This window comes from Bacillus sp. JK106, assembly GCF_053663355.1.
In genome coordinates this window covers 904280-921144 of the sequence record NZ_JBSJQC010000002.1, presented here as the reverse complement: position 1 = coordinate 921144, position 16865 = coordinate 904280, and the positions used below count along the sequence as shown (strand labels likewise).

The following is a 16865-nucleotide window of genomic DNA, read 5'->3' as shown; positions in this document are numbered from 1 at the left end:
TACAATACTGTTTCGATTAAATTTCCAGTTTTCCTGCTATGCACTCGAAAATTTCCTTTTTTTTCTGCTCAATATCAACAGGCGGCGTCATATCTGTCCATGAAACGGGCATTTTATTGCGAAACCAGGTCAGCTGGCGTTTCGCATATCGCCTTGAATTTTGTTTTAATTGCTCCACAGCCTGAGGGAGCGGCACTTTTCCATCAAGATATTCATACAGCTCTTTATAGCCGATTGCCTGAATCGATTGGCTGTCCCGGATATTCATATCATACAGCCGCTTTACTTCGTCAAGAAGGCCGGTTTCCAGCATCAGGTCAACGCGCTCGTTAATCCGGCCGTACAGCACTTCTCTGTCCATTGTAAGACCGATAAGAACCGCATTGTAAAGCAGCTCCCGTTTTTGGGTTTTAAGATGCTCTGACATTGTTTTTCCCGATACATGCAGGATTTCGAGCGCGCGGATGACTCTTCGCGTATTGTTTTGATGAATGGCTGCCGCCGCTTCCGGGTCGGCTGCCGCAAGCTTGGCATGAAGCGCTTCCGCCCCTTCTTCAGCCGCCAGTTTCTCCATGCGCTCCCGGAATACAGGGTCGCCGGAGTTTTCCGTGAACGTATAGTCATACAGCACGGACTGAATGTACAGACCCGTCCCCCCAACAATCATCGGCAGCTTTCCTCTACCGGCAATCTCGGTGATTTTTCCCCTTACCATTTTCTGATAATCCGCCGTTGAAAAAGTGTCGGACGGCTCCAAAATATCAATCAGGTGATGCGGCACGCCTTCTGTCTCTTCTTCGGTGACTTTGGCCGTTCCGATGTCCATCCCTTTATATACCTGCATGGAATCTCCGCTGATGATTTCCGCATTCAGCATTTTCGCGAGTCCGATGCTTAGTTTTGTTTTTCCGACTGCCGTCGGTCCGACGAGTATGACGACAGGCTGTTTTTTATTTTTCAATATGTATCACTCTCTTTTATAAATCTCCCCCTAATTATAGCATTCATTTCTTCAGGCACCTATCCATTTTGCCCTTTTTCCTGAGCGCTAAACATCCGCTACCACCCGATCGGCTCGTTTCCGACAACCTCTCTCGTTTTTCCTTTGAGCGTATGGCGGTGCGTTTTCCGTCCTTTCTCCCGCGGATCGTAAACGACGCCGCCGTGCTGGATCTGAATCGGCTCATTGTAGGCGGCAAAGGTGGTCTCTGAAAGCTCATGGTAATGTGTTCCGTCAACCCTCGGGATGGCAGGGCCGGAAATGCCGTAATACCTATGAAAATGGCCGTTTTCAAACGAGGTGATGCCCGTATAGAAATGTGTATGCTCATCTGTATTGCTGCCGTTCTCCGGCTGCGAAAAGCCTTCGATCACATGGTAATGCCCCTGCACTACATCCGTAACAGCCCGGTATGCGTGTGTGTGCGGAGGTTTTTTTGACCAATCGGACTGATACAGGCCCACAAAAGCTCACTCCTTTATTTTTTGATAAACGCCCAATCAAAAATTGGTGGGCTGAATACTCTGTTATCATCTCAAATTTATTCTTGGAGGTACCTAAATTATGAATGAAGAATACACATACGAAGCAGATAGTGATATGAGACAGTTTGGACGGCCCGGATTTGGGTTTGGACGGCCGGGCTTCGGGTTCGGGCGTCCCGGATTCGGATTCGGCTTCGGGCGGCCGGGTTTTGGTTTTGGCCGGCCTTGGTTTGGCCGCCCTTGGTTTGGCGGGTTCGGACGGCCGTTTGGTTTTTACGGCGGACCGTTTGTCGGAGGGCTTGTCGGGGGGCTTGTCGGAAGCGCTTTGTTCAACCCGTATTTGTACGGAGGTTACGGCTACCCTTACTATCCGTATTACTACTAAGACAATCAAAAAGGGCTCCTTTCAGGGGCCTTTTTATATAGGCCTAATGTCTTGACTTGGCGGGCAAAGTTCGGATATTATTTTATTTTACTGCCTTAAACAAAAGGCATAAGGATTATGATGAGAGGGGGATTTGATATGATTCTGGGTTATATCTTCCTCACAATTGCTATTTTATCAGAGTCAATCGGCGCGGCCATGCTGAAGGTCTCCCGCGGATTTACGCGGTTTTTGCCAAGCGCGCTTGTAGTGGCAGGCTATTCATTGGCCTTTTATATGCTTTCACTGACACTGAATCTCATTCCGCTCAGCTTATCCTATGCAACATGGAGCGGAGCCGGAACGGTGCTCGCATCCATTATCGGAGCGAAATGGTTTCATGAAAAACTGGACAAGCAGGCCGTCATCGGACTTGTATTCTTATTGGCCGGTGTCATTCTGATGAATTGGTAGAAAGGAGAAGCATGATATGAAAGGATTACTCTGCCTGGCATTAGCCATTGTATCAGAAGTGTTTGGAAGCACGATGCTGAAGCTGTCGGACGGTTTTACGCACTTATGGCCCGCTCTCGGCGTCATTGCCGGAATCGGAGCCTCTTTTATGTTTTTGAGCTTCTCTTTGAAAAGCCTTGATTTATCCGCCGCATACGCGACATGGTCAGGTGTCGGCACGGCTTTAACGGCAATTGTCGGCTTTTTTGTTTTTAAGGAAGCCATGACAGCCAAAATGATGATCGGGCTTATTTTTGTCATCACGGGCGTCATCCTGCTGAACCGTTCCAAGTCTCAAAAAGCTAAAAAAAATCAAACGGCCCGGAGCTGACCGTTTGAACTCGTCAAGCGCGGGCAGCTTTTACTTCAACCTCAAGCTCCATCTCCACGTTTCCTTGGATCGCTCGTGAAATCATACAGGAGGACTCCGCTTTTTGCGCTAACTTCCTGGCGAGCGTAAAGTCCGTTTCGGCTGCATCCGGCTTTAATAATATAAACGGGCGGTGAATGATTTTCTGGTACGTGAACACACCGTTCGTGACGTCTACAATTCCTTCAGATTCCATATGTAGATCTTCTTTATCCAGACCGCTTCTTTCCATCATCGCCGCAAGCGTTATAATATAACAGGTCGCGGCCGCTCCAAGCAGCATTTCATCAGGATTTGTGCCTTCTCCGGGTCCGTCCATTTCCTTAGGAATGGACACAGCCGTTTCCAGCCGGCCGCTTTTAATATCGCCGACGTCATTGCGATTTCCGGGCCAATTTGCTTTTAAATAAAAGTGATGTTTTGCCAAGGGACAAACCTCCTTTTTTTTCAGTTTACTCACCTTTCACTGGTTTGTCTTTTTTTAAGCTCACGAATACTCTTGATTGATCACTCTTTTTATCGTACGGACAAACCGGTAAAATTCCTCCGTTTTTGTGAATTCCCTTTCGCGGTAATCAAAATTATCAAAAAACGCTTCCCGCTGTTCTCTGCTGATCTCAAGCTGTATACTAAGCCCGGTTTGCGCCTGGTTATTGATATTTTCGGTGTCAACCCCGGCCAGACCGGTTTTTGAGGTTGCCAATTCTGCAGGAAATCCGTTTCGTTTGAGAGCTCTCACCAATTTTTTCGCCCGCTTCCGGTCGCTTCCTCCGACAAGAGTATTTTTCTCGTCGCCTTTATAACCGTGAACTGCGATAACATAATGGTGCTGCTTAATGCTTTCGACTGCTGAAGGCTCATCGAACTTGGTGCTCGTAATATGAAGAGTCTGGTTATCATGCGCTTTTAATCCCTCAAACAGGTAGGTTGAATAATCATTCCTGAAAGAGCGGACGATCTCGCTCACCCCGCCCTCAATTCTCCCTCCGTGCGGCGACATGATCAATACGGGGCTCCCCTTTCGCTTATTGTACGATATATGATAATCATCGGGGTCTTCATGTTCAGCCAGATCTTTAAAATCTGTGTATGTATCAGAAGAATTCGAGGGATCAGGGTCTGACGCATAATGAGCACATCTTATTAGTAAGACCATTGCTACGATAATGATGACATTAAGTAAAATTCTTTTCATCAGCTCTCCTTCTTTGCTCCTTTCTGAAAAATGAAATATTCATTATATGGATTTTTGTCAATAGGTCTTATCTTAACATTCTATTAACATTATCATCAGTGAAAAACTTCCCGGTTTCGAAAAATCAATGGATTGTCACGGTTCAAGCGCTCAAATGCCGAGCATCAGTGAAAAAAGGTTGAGAGAGGGCAAAAAAAAAGGGAGGAACGCCCGAATTTTCAGGGGCGGGAGATTCACGGCCGGAAACGGACGGCATCAAGAATACGCTTTTAAAAATGAATATCCGCCTCCCGAAGCAAATGCACAGGACAGAATGGAGCCCGTCAAAAAAGTTCTCATCTGCCTTTTTGTACAGCAAAATGCCGTTACAGCCCGCTCATCCCCTTTTTTTATCATAATGGTCCGTTTTGAAACGGAGCCGTCTTTTTTCATATATATATAATATCAATCGGAAGCTGTTTTTCCAAGGAATGTCTCAATATTATGTTCATGTGTATACCTCCTTCCGCCGGATTCATCATAAACGAACAAACGTTCCGATCCAACTCGATTTCTTCTCCTGAAAAAGCCGCAAGTAACCAGCTCTCCTGAAGGACAAACAAACTGACCGAACATACGGCCTGTTCATATGGTATAGAGAGAATCGCCAGAATGGGAGGAAAAGTATATATGTTTGGTTACTCAATGGTACAAATGGTGCGGTCAAATGCTCATAAGCTGGACTGGCCGCTCAGAGAAAACGTATTACAGTTATATAAACCTTTCAAATGGACACCTTGCTTTTTGCACAATTTTTTCGAAAAAAAGGTGAAAAACAGAAAGAAAATGTCAGTCATCATTGAATTTGAAGAGGGCTGCCATGAATCCGGTTTTCACAGCACAGGACAGGTCTTATCAAAAGAAAAACGCTGCACCATAAAAAAGCAGTTTCAAACAATCAACTGCTGCAGCGCCGAAGTCACTCCGTCCGCCCTTCACATGCTTCTTTCGCAATGCCGGGATATTCGTAAAATCTATTTAAACCGTGAAGTAAAAGCTCTCCTTGATACGGCAGCTGAATCGTCTCATGCAAAAGAAGTGACCCGTAACGGCACCGTATTAACAGGAAAAGGCGTAACCGTCGCCGTTATTGATACCGGAATCTATCAGCATCCCGATTTAGAAGGCAGGATTATCGGATTTGCGGACTTTGTCAATCAAAAGACAGAACCGTATGATGACAACGGGCACGGCACCCATTGCGCCGGTGATATCGCAAGCAGCGGCGCTTCATCTTCGGGTAAATATCAGGGGCCGGCGCCGGAAGCCGATCTGATCGGAGTCAAGGTTTTAAACAAATCAGGATCAGGAACCTTGGCTGATATCATTGAAGGTGTGGAATGGTGCATACAATATAATAAAGAACACACAAAGAATCCGATCAGAATCATCAGCATGTCACTGGGCGGAGATGCGCTCAGATATGATAAAGAAACGGACGACCCGCTCGTCAAGGCCGTTGAAGAGGCATGGAATGAAGGAATCGTCGTCTGCGTCGCCGCGGGCAACTCCGGTCCGGAAGCTCAAACGATTTCAAGCCCCGGTGTCAGCGAGAAGGTCATCACGGTAGGCGCCTATGATGACAATGATACAGCCAGCAATGAGGACGATACGGTCGCTTCTTTCTCAAGCCGCGGCCCGACGGTGTACGGAAAAGAGAAGCCTGACATTCTTGCGCCCGGGGTCGATATCGTATCTCTCCGTTCTCCGCGTTCATATCTTGACAAATTACAGAAATCAAACCGAGTAGGCTCCTTGTATTTCAGTCTTTCGGGCACGTCCATGGCCACTCCGATCTGTGCGGGCATCGCCGCCTTAATCCTTCAGCAAAACCCGCAGCTTTCGCCTGACGAAGTGAAAACATTGATCAAACAAAGTCCGGATCAATGGACAAATGAAGATCCGAACATTTACGGAGCGGGCGCAGTGAACGCCGAAAACGCCGTGCCGAAAGAGTAACCTTTTTATCATGAGAACGGGGTCGTCTGCACCGGCAGATGACTCCGTTTTTCAGGTGAATAGATGAAACATTTATAATGAAGGAACTCGGAACAGGTCAGAACCGGCTGTCAGAAAAAAAGATCAATGCAAGGCAGTGTATTTCTAAAAAAATAGGGAATAAGTATGGTGTAGATAAAAGGAGGAATCACAATGGCACTTACAAACACCGAATTGTCTGAATGGCTGCAAAAACAGATCGGACAAACGCTTGATATCAGAAAAGGAGAGCTGACAGACAGCCGAAACGAGATTTCTGATATGGACCGGATCATGCTTCACCTTGATGATGTTCTCGTCCGCCGGACAAACCATCCCGATGACTATGTAGCGGATGAAGAACTCGTCTTAAAAGGGCACGGCACAACCTATACGGAGGAAGGAAATGTCCCGCTTCCCCAAGATGCGTATGAAATTCCTCTGCTCGGCGACATTACCATCCAAAAGGAGCAAGACGGATTAAAGGTACATACAGATCGGGCCGTGTATACAATCGGGACCCGGAAAGAGCAATAAAAAGAAAAAACGCCCTGAATCAGCGGCGTTTTTTTATTGGTTTTTTTCTTCAGAATATCCGTGGAACATCGTGAATGCGCAAAGCATAATGCCTAAAATAATGATAATCGGGAGCCAGATCACGGCAAACTTATAATCCGGTTCGGCAAAAGCGCCTATGACCGCCCCAAAGCAATACAGAACCAAGGCAAGCGCGCGCAATACAGCATCTCTCGTAAACTGCTTCCGCTTGTCCGCTTTGTAAAACCTTGCGGTGAGATCTTCAAAAAAATTAGCGAGCGTTCCCGTTAATACGGTCGTGGAAATCCCCGCTACACCAAGTTTTCTCGCGGCTGTCGTCTGCATTCCCATTGCGAAGCTGAGCAGCATAATCAGCACATAAACAGAAATGGCATCTGCAAAAAAGCAAGAGAACAAAGCAAACAGCAGCAAAACAGCTCCTTCAATAGCTAAAGCGGCAGTTACCGCAGGGGGCCAGAATGATTTCTTTTTATTGCCCACAAGCAAGGCCGCGGCAATAACGCCGGCAATAAATCCGATTAACGAGGTTAACGATTTGAGTACGGCAAGGTGCCATGAGTTGCCGATCGCCAGGCCGAACAGAACGATATTCCCCGTCATATTGGCGGTAAAGATATGTCCCAGGCTTAAATAACCGATCACATCCACAATTCCCGCTGTTAAACAAAGAAGTAAAAGTGCAATATTTCGGTATGTAGTCACTGTCAATGTGATCCAATCCTTTCTCATGCTGATTCCAACATATAAGTTTACTCTTCGCCATTTCATATGTCCAGCCGGCGCGCCGCTTTTTCAAAGCATAAAAAAAACTCCGGCGAACCGGAGAAGTTACTGAACGATAAATAATACTCTCGTGCCGTCGGAATAGCCGCTCATTTGATTTCCAACCCATGAACCGGCCCCGCGGTTATCCGACGGGGTTACATATCTGATATCAGCCCCCGCCCCGCCTTCTGTGCAGACTGCCATGGGCCATTCATCACGGTCAAACCCGGGCTTTGTCGGAATTCCTTTCAATGATTCTTTCCTTCTATTCTCCGCTCCGCCCCGATCAATTGTACAAATCTCAGAATGACCTGCCGAAATGGCGTCTTTTATATGATTTCCCGTCTCTGGATATTTTGACAGCGGGAAATACAGCACCTGATCGTATCGGGATGCGGCACGAGCAGCACTGTCCGAATGGATGCCGGCGCCCGTAAGGCCGAACTGAAGAGAGATCACCAAAAGCAGACTTGCCGCCCATTTCATAAACGCATTCATTCACATCCTCCTTAAGAAGTTGATATGAAGCGTAAATATGTATATTAGCCGGATTTAACACACATGATGAATTGGCAAAAAAAGTTTGCTGTTTTGTTGATAATTAACGAAAATGGCGGCTTTACGATTTATCTATTGAACCGGCTTCTGTTTCCTTATATATTTTAGACATACTTATGAGCCGTTGTGATCAGTGTCTTCGGCAGATAAAAGGAGGAATGCCGTCCGGTCGGCAGGCACCGGCTGTTGGTTATGTCTTTTCAAAAACATGAAGGCGGGGAAATCCAGATGGAAAAAACAATGTTTCACCCACACTCACCCGAGTTTCACGAAGACCCTTTTGCGGTTTTAAGCAGATTCAGAGAGCAGGACCCCATACATAAATTCGAACTGCAGCGTTTCGGAGGCACCTTTCCGGCATGGCTCATCACGCGTTATGATGATTGTATGGCGTTTTTAAAAGACGGCAGAATTACGAGAGATGTAAAACGGGTCATGCCGAAGGAGCTGATCGCGAAGCTGAATGTCAGCGAAGATATCGATTTTGTCTCAGAGCATATGCTGGCAAAAGACCCTCCGGATCATTCACGTCTTCGATCTTTGGTGCATCAGGGGTTCACTCCCCGGATGATTGAGCAGCTTCGCACCGAGATAGAGCAGATCACAGAAGAGCTGCTGGATGAAATGAAAAAAAAAGCAGACCCTGATATCATGAGAGATTTCGCGGCACCGCTTCCGTTTATCGTCATTTCCGAGCTGCTCGGAATTCCGAAAGAGGACCGCGCCAAATTTCAAGTGTGGACTAACGCGATGGTTGACACGTCAGAAAGCGGACAAGATGCGACCAACCAGGCTCTCAAAGAATTTAAACAATATATGAAAACACTGATCGAAGAAAAAAGAAAACATCCGGCTGAAGATCTGACAACCAAGCTTATTTACGCTGAAGAGGACGGCCAAAAGCTGAGTGAATCAGAGCTGTATTCCATGCTGTTTTTGTTAGTCGTTGCCGGGCTTGAAACAACGGTTAACCTTCTCGGCTCCGGCACCCTGGCGCTTCTTCTGCACAAAGACCAGATGGAGAAGATAAAGCGGCAGCCCGAAAATATCCAGACGGCGGTCGAAGAGCTTTTGCGTTACACCTCTCCCGTCATCATGATGGCGAATCGATGGGCGCTTGAAGATTTCACCTATAAAGATGTTTCTATTAAAAAAGGCGATATGATATTTATCGGCATCGGTTCAGCCAATCGGGACCCGGAATATTTCGATGATCCTGATACATTAAATATAGCGAGAACACCGAACCGTCATATCTCTTTTGGATTCGGCATTCATTTTTGTCTCGGGGCTCCGCTCGCCCGGATGGAAGCATCCATTGCCTTTACTTCGCTTTTAAAACGGTTCCCGAATATAGAGCTGAAAGGCGCGCCCGAGGATGTAACATGGAGAAAAAATGTGTTTTTGAGAGGGCTTGAAACATTGCCTGTCAGATTTTAATATCGCCCCCTGTTTATCGGGGGTTTTTTTAATGTCTTATAAACAGGAAATCAATATAATAGTGAATATTTAGTACATAATGAATTTAGTTCTATATTAATAAAAAAACGGCCGGATTGCTCCGGCCGTTCTCTATTACCGTTTTATCAACTCATTTGTTTCGTCCAGCTTTTTTCTGAAAGATTTAAGGAAATTTGCGCTTATCGTTCCTTTGTTTGCGTACAGTTTTTCGCAGAATGCCTTAATGGCGTTTTGCGGCTTTGGTTCCGACAGCATTGTGACATGATTGGAGGAGTGGACGTCCAGCAGGTGAAAGTGTTTCATCTGGTGTTCCCATTCTTTCCAATACGCATCATGGTCTAACGGAATTTGTTCTTCCTCTGCTGTCAGATAACGTTCAAGATCTCCGAGGAACAAACCGCTTTTATTACGGAAGTAGTAGCATTGCAGCGCTTCCGGATGAGGCAGCGGCTTCATGTCATACTCTTCCATTCCGTAAGCGAGCTGCGTCTTCATCATTTGCTCCAGCTGCATCCGGATCGCTTCTTCGGATTTTGGCAGACCGCGCTTTTTGGCAAGGCCGATCAATTCTTTCAATACTTCTTCTTCCTCAGCCTGGACGGTAATGTCTTCTCTGCTGATTAATGCCTCTTCAAGGTTTTCAGGCTTAAGATATGCCGTAAGCATCGTATTGATCGTTTGCAGCATGACTGACTTAACAGATGGTTTTCTTTCTTTCCATTTTTCACTGTACGGGGTGTCGATCATGACGGCGCTTTTTACTGTATGACCTTCCTCCTGCAAGAGGCGCGCGGTTTCATATGCAAGCATTCCGCCCAAGGAATATCCGCCGAGGTCATAAGGGCCTTTCGGCTGTACCGCTTGGATGATTCTCATATAAGAAGCGGCCGTCTCTTCGATTCCTTGCAGCGGCTCTTTCCCTGTCAAACCTCTTGCCTGGATGCCGTAAAAAGGACGCTGACTCTTTTTGGCGAATGGCTGGTATGCTTCAACGCCTCCTGTTCCGCCGTGAAACCAAAAAACAGGACGGCCTTTTTCTCTTTCATTCAGCTTGACGAGTTCGGGAAAATTCCGGCCCGCCTCATGCGGTTGGTTCGTTTTTAACAGCATGCCGATCTCCTGAAGAGTGCTGCATTTCTGAAGAGCTTCCAGACTGATGCGGCTGTCTCCGTCCTCAAGTTTTTTCAGCAGCTGAATACAGGAGATTGAATCGAATCCGTATTCAGTCAGCGGCTTATTTTGATCAATTTCCGCTGCCTTCATCCCCAAAATGTCAGCCACAATGTCAGCTGCGCTCTCGCGGCGGAGCTGAGGGTCCTGGGAAACCGGTGCAAGGCTGATCTCTTCTGGCTGACCGCCGTTCCAATACTTGTGGTGTTCAAAAGGATATGTCGGAAGCGGCACTCTTTGAACAGATTCGCCTTGGTGGAGTCTGTCCCACGGTATATCCGCTCCTTTCACCCAGCAAAATGCAAGCTTTTCCAGATTGTTTTCAGCCAACAGCGTCTCCGTGACGACTGTACCGAGAGTCCCTTCCAGTAAAACGCCGATATCTCCTGATCCAGTCTGCTGACTGCCTGTAAAGAAGCTTTTCATTCCATTGCTTTCTTCGGAAAATGCTCTGTACTCTTTCAGTTTTTCCAGCAATTCATCTTGATTGCGGGCAACGAGTGCCAAGCGGCAGTTCATCGCCTCACGGCCGGTCTGAAGCGTATAAGCAATATCCCGCAATGACGGAGTATCTCCAGTTTGCACAAAATCAGCCAGCTGACCTGCGGCCGCCTTAAGACGCCCTTCGCTCTTAGCAGAAAGCACGATAAGCTGCGGGTCATGCTCAGATTCTTTGTCTTTATGGCTCGGGCTGTACTGTTCCAAGACGACATGCGCATTCATGCCGCCGAAGCCATAGCTGTTAATTGCGGCCCGGCGCGGGATCGGTCTGCCCGTATGGTCGGTGAGCTGTGTCCATTCCTGATTGTCTTCGGTGAAACGGAAGCGGCTTTTTTGAATAGCCATTTGCTCATTTGCAGCTGTAAATCCGGGAATGCCCGGGATGGTATGATGCTTCATGGCCATCGCTACTTTTATAAGGGCGGCCAGTCCGGAAGCGAGTTCGCCGTGCCCGATGCAAGGTTTCACGGTGCTGATATAACAAGGCGTGCTTTCCTCTTGATTTGCAGACTCGCCGTAACCCGCTTTGATTGCATTAAACTCCAGCGCATCTGCCATTTCGGAGGCAATGCCGTGCGCTTCAATATAAGTGACGGTTTGCGGATCAACATCGGTGTCTTCGTACGCTTTTTTCATCGCGGCCTTCATTCCCGCCGGATTCGGTGCGTGAAGCGACATGCCTTTACCGCCGTGAGACACTCCTGTTCCTTTAATGACCATGTGAATATGATCGCCGTCTTCAATTGCCGCCTCAAGCGGTTTGATGATGATCACGCCCGCCCCTTCGCTTCTGACAAAGCCATCCGCATCTTTTTGGAACGATTTCGCCCGGCCGTTTTTGCTTAAATATCCCATTGAGTCAAAACCGATAAAACCTTTCGGCGATTGCAGAATATTGGCGGCGCCCACGACAGCCTGCTCACATTCGTTATGACGGATTGATTGAACCGCCCTGTGCAATGCCACCAGCGTTGACGTGCAGGCAGCCTCGTAATATTCACTCGGTCCTTGTAAATTCAAGGCATATGATATCCTGTTCGGAATGATGGACGGAATGGCTGTTCCATTGTTCGGATCGCTGTTGCCCGCGGCAACGAAAACGCCTGTCGTCCTGCTTGATAATGCCTTATTTGTTAGGCCCGCATCCTCCATTGCCTTCCATGTATGCATCAAAAGCAGAAACTGCTCCGGCCCCATTTGTGATGCCTCTTTAGGAGAAATTCCGAAAAAGAGCGGATCAAATTCTCCGACACCGTCAATAAAACCGCCCCATCTGAGACTCGTGTCATTCTCATCGCCGGCGTAACGGCGCCAGTCCCAGCGGTCCGCCGGAATTTCGGTAATACAGCGATCCCCGTTTACGATGTGCCCCCAAAAAGACTGGATATCCGGGGATTGCGGAAACTGAGCTGACATACCGATAATCGCGATTCCTTGCTTGACATCGGCGTTTTCACAAGGCGTATGCTGTTTCTTCGGTAAAGTGCGCTCTTCTGTTTCCGTGACCCCAGCCTCTTCTGAATGCTTATGATCGGCAAGCAATTGAGAAAACTTGCTCTCATATGCTGACGCGAAGTGGCGGGTCAGCTCCTCCGCCGTCGGATACTCGAAAAACAATGTTGGATTCACATCGATGTCCGCCTCTTGGCCGATCTCTTTTGTCAGCCCGATCAGACTCGCTGAATCAAGTCCCAATTCCATGATATTCGCGTCAGAACGAAGAGAGGACGCGGGTTCATCCATCATCTTGGCGAGCTTGCCAAGGACGTAGCTGCGGATATCATCTGTCAGACTGCCGGCAGAAATCGGTGCTCCCGCATTCTTAACAGCCGTTCGTGCCGGCTGATTCATCTGTTCGGTTTTCGGGCGGAACCGTTTCAGGGCATAGCCTTCAAAACGCATCACCACTTCCGATCGGCTGCTGATGACATCTGCGTTAATCAGAATCATTTCCCCCGTTTGTTTAGCCAGCTTGATGTGCAGCCAGCAATCGGTAAGATTTTCCGGGCTGCTGAAGGTGACGGAATTAATGCCGAACGGCAGATAGCTTTCCGCCTCTGTTTGGTCCAATAAAGAAAGCGAGGCCAAGTAAGCACTGTTGGCGATTAATGGATTTATGGCATAATGATGCGCTTGTTGTGAGTCGCTATTGTTCAGGTTCACTTTCGCTAAAACGGCATCAGTGCCTTTGTACAGGCGGGTGATCGTTTTAAATTCTTCTCCCCACACGACGGTTCCCGTTCCGTCTCCGTATAACTCATCTATCCGGCCCACTTCCCGGTATGAGCGCTGAATGGCCGCCAGATCCGCGTGCTGCTTTTGAAACGGATACGGGCTGCACTCGGCATACGCCGCTATGCTCCAATCAGGAGACGTGCGGCTGCGGTGCATTATGCTCAGTTCAAATCCATCCCCGTTTTGTTTCGATTCTGTTTTCAGCTCGATGCGATCGCCTTTTTTTACGGTAATGGGGCTGACGTAATTCAGTTTTTTAATATGTCCTCCCTCTGCTTCAGGAAAAAGATCACAAAAATGATCGACTGCCAGACTGTTATATGTAGCGCCGACGAGTACCGGTTCTCCGCTGAATTGATGCCCTTTCACGTATGGGTCGTCATCACTGTATACCGCCTGAACGCCGGCAGCGTTTTCTGATTCACCGAAATGAAAAGAAGTCCCGTGGTCAAAAGCGTAGGCCGGCAGATGAACGGCGTGCTCTTGCTGCAACTGATCAAACGTGATATTCTCTCCTTTTTCCCATTGCCGCGCACGCCGGCCGATATCAGAATCGGAGAAATTGAGATTCCGCTGATCCATGCGGTAAGCGGCCAGTTTTTCCGACAGTTCCTGAACGGAAGCAGCCGTAAATGCCGCCCGATACTCCGGATGATGCGTTCTTTTTTGCAGCGCGGATGCGATGGCGGCCGGATGAAGAGATGGCGTCTTTTCTAAAAAGGCCGCCAGTCTCTCAAGATAGGCTTCAAAACTCCATTTTGTTTTCGCTGACACAGGGAAAATATATTCCTCATTGCCGTGACGGGCATGATTAGAATTCGGATTGATATATTCTTCTACGATGAGATTTGCATATGCCCCGCCTGCCCCGAAGGAATTGATCATGCTTCTCCGCGGTATGATGTCTCCCGTCTCGGCATCCTTCAGACGCTCCCAATACTCGGTTTTCTCCTGCAGGTAAAAGGCCGTTTGTTCAAGCGCGATATTCGGATTTTGCGGTTTTGCATTAATGGTTGGAACTAATGTTTCCCGCTCCATTTGCAGCAGCACTTTCGCGAGCTGGGACATCCCGGAGGCCGCCTCTAAATGGCCGAGATTTGACTTGACGGATCCAAGCGCGCAAAATCGTTTTTTATCGGTATATTGCGAGAACGCGTTTGTCAGGGCAATGACCTCAATCGGATCTCCCAATACAGAGCCGTTTGCCGCTGATTCAACATAACTGATTGTTTCCGGATTGATTCCGGCCTTGTCAATGGAAGCCGCCATGAGCTTCGCCTGCTGTTTCGGATCCGGAGCCGTGTACATCTGCCTTCCGCCGCTATGGCACAACGCGCTGCTTTTAATGATCCCGTAAATATGGTCTTTGTCGGCAACCGCTTTGGAGAGCGGCTTCAAGAGCACTGCTCCGACTCCTTCTCCTGGCATCAGACCCGTGCCGGTTCCGAAGCTTTTGCTTTCACTTCCCTGCTCAAGCAAATTCGCCCGATCAAGCGCATCATATTTAGACGGTTCAAGCGTGAGGTTGACCCCTCCGGCAATCGCCATGGAACAGCTGTTAAGCTTCAGGCTTTCACAGGCGAGATGAATGGCGCTCAGTGAGCTGGAGCATGCGGTCGTAACGCCCATGCTCGGGCCCGTTAAATTGAAAAAGTGGGAAATGCGGTTGGCGATATGCCAATCCCCTCCGTTAGAGCTGAGCGCAGCTTTTTCCAATGACGGGATATTCCAGAAATATTGATTGTACATACTTCCCATAAATACACCGATGCCGCTGTCTGATTCCTGCCATTCGTTTACTCTTTCTAACGAGTAGCCGCCGTTTTCAAATGTTTCCCATACGGTTTCAAGGCTTAGACGGAGCTCAGGCGTCATCTCCATCACATGGTCTTCCCGGATGTCAAACAAGTGATGGTCAAAAGCGTCAATATGCTTCAGAAATCCGCCGTACCGTGTTTTGCGTTCTTCTTTTCGTGTTTCTTTTGCCATCGTTTTCAGAAGACCGGACTTCCATCTGTTTTCCGGAGCTTCCGTAATACAGCTGTCTCCGGCTTTTAAATGCTCCCACAGCTCATCGAGGGTTTCAGACTCAGGATAGCGGCCGCTGATGCCGATAATGGCAATGTCGTCACGATCAGAGCGATTATTGGTGACGGTTTCTGTTTCCGGCTTTGGCGCTTTTGGCTCTTTTTGTTCAGTGATAAATCGCCGCGTTTCCGTGACAAGCGGCACCGGTTCATTCATTGCAGGTTCCGGATGCTCCGTTTCAGGAGGCGCTTGATCGGCTCCGAATGCCTGTTGCAGCTTATCCGGGTAAGTTTCCAGCAAATACTCGGCAAGTTCTTTCGTATTCGTGTGTTCAAATAAGACCGTTTTCGGCAGCTCGCCCGTCAATGTTTCCAGTTCACGGATAAAATTCACCTGCAAAATGGAGTCGATGCCGTATTTTTCAAAGCTGGTTTCCGGCTGAATGCGCTCGGGAGCAAGCTTTATGGACTTGGCTAACGTTTCTTTTATGAATTGCACCGTCCGGTCTGTGACTGAGAAAGACGGTTCTGTGAAATCAGCCGGCTCTTTGGAAGCCGCAATTTCTTCAACCGCCGGCGCGTCCGGCTGCTTTTGCCTGATGACGCCGTCGCTTTCTGCCGCCACGATCTGCTGGCCGAGGTGATGTGACGATTCCGCCATAAATGTAACGTACCGATATCCCTCGCTTTCCAGCGCAGACTGCCATGCTTCAGGATACAGCCCAGGGCATCCGGGAATACGCAGTTTGGCGTCTTCATACAGCCACCAGCCTTCCAAAAGACCGAATGTCAGATGAGAATAAACCGAATGGCTGCTGATCTCATTTAATAGCAAAATCCCATTCTTTTTAAGCACCGCTTTGGCATTGCGAAGTGTCCGCCGAATATTTTTTGTCGCGTGAAGCACATTTGCCGCAATTACCGCGTCATATGCACCCGTCTCTATACCCTGCAAAGCCGGGGGCTCTTCCACATTAAACCGCTTATAAGTCAAATACGGATTGTCGGGACCGTATTCTTTTTCAGCATGCATGAAAAAGGCCTTTGACAGATCGGTGTAGCAATATTCTTTCACATGAGGTTTGACCTCTTTTAATCTTTTGAAAACGGCCGCGCTCGTCCCGCCCGTCCCCGCTCCGATCTCTAATATCCGGATTTCCGCGTTCGGGTCTTCTTTCAGGCGTTCTTCAATGAAAGCCGTCAATGTGTCAGCGAGCACCTCATTAAAGTAGTCTGCCGTTTCATTGTTTTTATAGATTCCTTCAACCAATTCCATTGAGGAATCAGGAAACAGAACATCAGTGGCAGAAACTCTGCCGGATAAAATATCCGGCAAAGCTCTGAGAGCGGTCTCCACTAAGGTGATCATCGCCCGTTTGCTGCTGTCCTTGAGTAAAGGAGCTTTCTTTTCATCCCATTCTTGCCACAGAACGTCCGCACGCTCTATCGGACCCGTTAACACATACGTACTGCCAGACTGTTTCAAAAAGCCTTTTTGCACCAAGATGGAGATGCTTTCTTCCAGCCACCTGCCGTAAAACCCCTGCATGACAGGCTGCGTTTCGTTTTCCGTAAAAAATCCGACAGATTTCAGCTGGCCTGCCAATAGTTTGTAAAGAAGATCTTCAGTGTTTTGCAAAGCCGTCC

At 48.1% G+C, this 16865-nt stretch carries 13 protein-coding genes and 1 pseudogene; 6 read left to right on the top strand and 8 right to left on the bottom strand.

From position 1 onward, the window contains the following. Positions 1–16: 16 nt before the first annotated feature. Together miaA and ACWJJS_RS09765 are read right to left on the bottom strand one after the other, a co-directional pair. Positions 17–961 (bottom strand): tRNA (adenosine(37)-N6)-dimethylallyltransferase MiaA, encoded by a 945-nt coding sequence (miaA, locus tag ACWJJS_RS09770; RefSeq protein ID WP_015388203.1) that lies wholly within the window; start codon positions 959–961, stop codon positions 17–19. 98 nt (positions 962–1059) lie between these two features. Then, positions 1060–1464 carry a YmaF family protein gene (locus ACWJJS_RS09765; RefSeq protein ID WP_070081859.1) on the bottom strand — a complete coding sequence of 135 codons (405 nt, stop codon included), beginning with the start codon at positions 1462–1464 and terminating at the stop codon, positions 1060–1062. Between the two features lie 100 nt (positions 1465–1564). Between ACWJJS_RS09765 and ACWJJS_RS09760 the strand changes: the two genes are divergently transcribed. From ACWJJS_RS09760 to erbB, 3 genes are all read left to right on the top strand, one after another. Further along, positions 1565–1870, top strand: a complete 306-nt coding sequence (locus ACWJJS_RS09760) for a hypothetical protein (protein ID WP_015239898.1) — start codon at positions 1565–1567, stop codon at positions 1868–1870. Between the two features lie 138 nt (positions 1871–2008). Continuing rightward, on the top strand, positions 2009–2323 hold the full coding sequence (gene erbA, locus ACWJJS_RS09755) for an SMR family multidrug efflux transporter EbrA (RefSeq protein ID WP_003154071.1): 315 nt from the start codon (positions 2009–2011) through the stop codon (positions 2321–2323). Between the two features lie 16 nt (positions 2324–2339). After that, entirely contained in the window at positions 2340–2693 is a 354-nt protein-coding gene (gene erbB, locus ACWJJS_RS09750) for an SMR family multidrug efflux transporter EbrB (protein ID WP_003154073.1), read from the top strand. Between the two features lie 13 nt (positions 2694–2706). Here erbB and ACWJJS_RS09745 read toward each other — a convergent pair whose 3' ends face one another. From ACWJJS_RS09745 to ACWJJS_RS09735, 3 genes and pseudogenes are all read right to left on the bottom strand, one after another. Continuing rightward, positions 2707–3159, bottom strand: a complete 453-nt coding sequence (locus ACWJJS_RS09745; protein ID WP_070081858.1) for an OsmC family protein — start codon at positions 3157–3159, stop codon at positions 2707–2709. Positions 3160–3219: 60 nt separating this feature from the next. After that, complete coding sequence (locus ACWJJS_RS09740; RefSeq protein WP_146283508.1) at positions 3220–3927, bottom strand: poly-gamma-glutamate hydrolase family protein; 708 nt, start codon at positions 3925–3927, stop codon at positions 3220–3222. A gap of 255 nt (positions 3928–4182) precedes the next feature. Then, positions 4183–4418 (bottom strand): annotated as a pseudogene (locus ACWJJS_RS09735) (hypothetical protein). Between the two features lie 178 nt (positions 4419–4596). On the opposite strand from ACWJJS_RS09735, the gene ACWJJS_RS09730 reads away from it, so the two are divergent. Together ACWJJS_RS09730 and ACWJJS_RS09725 are read left to right on the top strand one after the other, a co-directional pair. After that, complete coding sequence (locus ACWJJS_RS09730) at positions 4597–5925, top strand: S8 family peptidase (protein ID WP_043867149.1); 1329 nt, start codon at positions 4597–4599, stop codon at positions 5923–5925. A gap of 192 nt (positions 5926–6117) precedes the next feature. Then, entirely contained in the window at positions 6118–6480 is a 363-nt protein-coding gene (locus ACWJJS_RS09725; protein ID WP_077722227.1) for a hypothetical protein, read from the top strand. 33 nt (positions 6481–6513) lie between these two features. Here the strand turns inward: ACWJJS_RS09725 and ACWJJS_RS09720 are convergent, their stop codons facing one another. Further along, positions 6514–7269 (bottom strand): YoaK family protein, encoded by a 756-nt coding sequence (locus ACWJJS_RS09720; protein WP_070081855.1) that lies wholly within the window; start codon positions 7267–7269, stop codon positions 6514–6516. A gap of 60 nt (positions 7270–7329) precedes the next feature. Continuing rightward, positions 7330–7764: a NucA/NucB deoxyribonuclease domain-containing protein gene (locus tag ACWJJS_RS09715; protein WP_007611576.1), complete on the bottom strand. Its 435-nt coding sequence runs from the start codon at positions 7762–7764 to the stop codon at positions 7330–7332. A gap of 288 nt (positions 7765–8052) precedes the next feature. Between ACWJJS_RS09715 and ACWJJS_RS09710 the strand changes: the two genes are divergently transcribed. Then, positions 8053–9264 (top strand): cytochrome P450, encoded by a 1212-nt coding sequence (locus ACWJJS_RS09710; RefSeq protein WP_436335847.1) that lies wholly within the window; start codon positions 8053–8055, stop codon positions 9262–9264. A gap of 135 nt (positions 9265–9399) precedes the next feature. On the opposite strand, the gene ACWJJS_RS09705 is transcribed toward ACWJJS_RS09710, so the two are convergent. Next, positions 9400–16857, bottom strand: a complete 7458-nt coding sequence (locus ACWJJS_RS09705; RefSeq protein ID WP_454023516.1) for a beta-ketoacyl synthase N-terminal-like domain-containing protein — start codon at positions 16855–16857, stop codon at positions 9400–9402. Between the last annotated feature and the right edge of the window lie 8 nt (positions 16858–16865).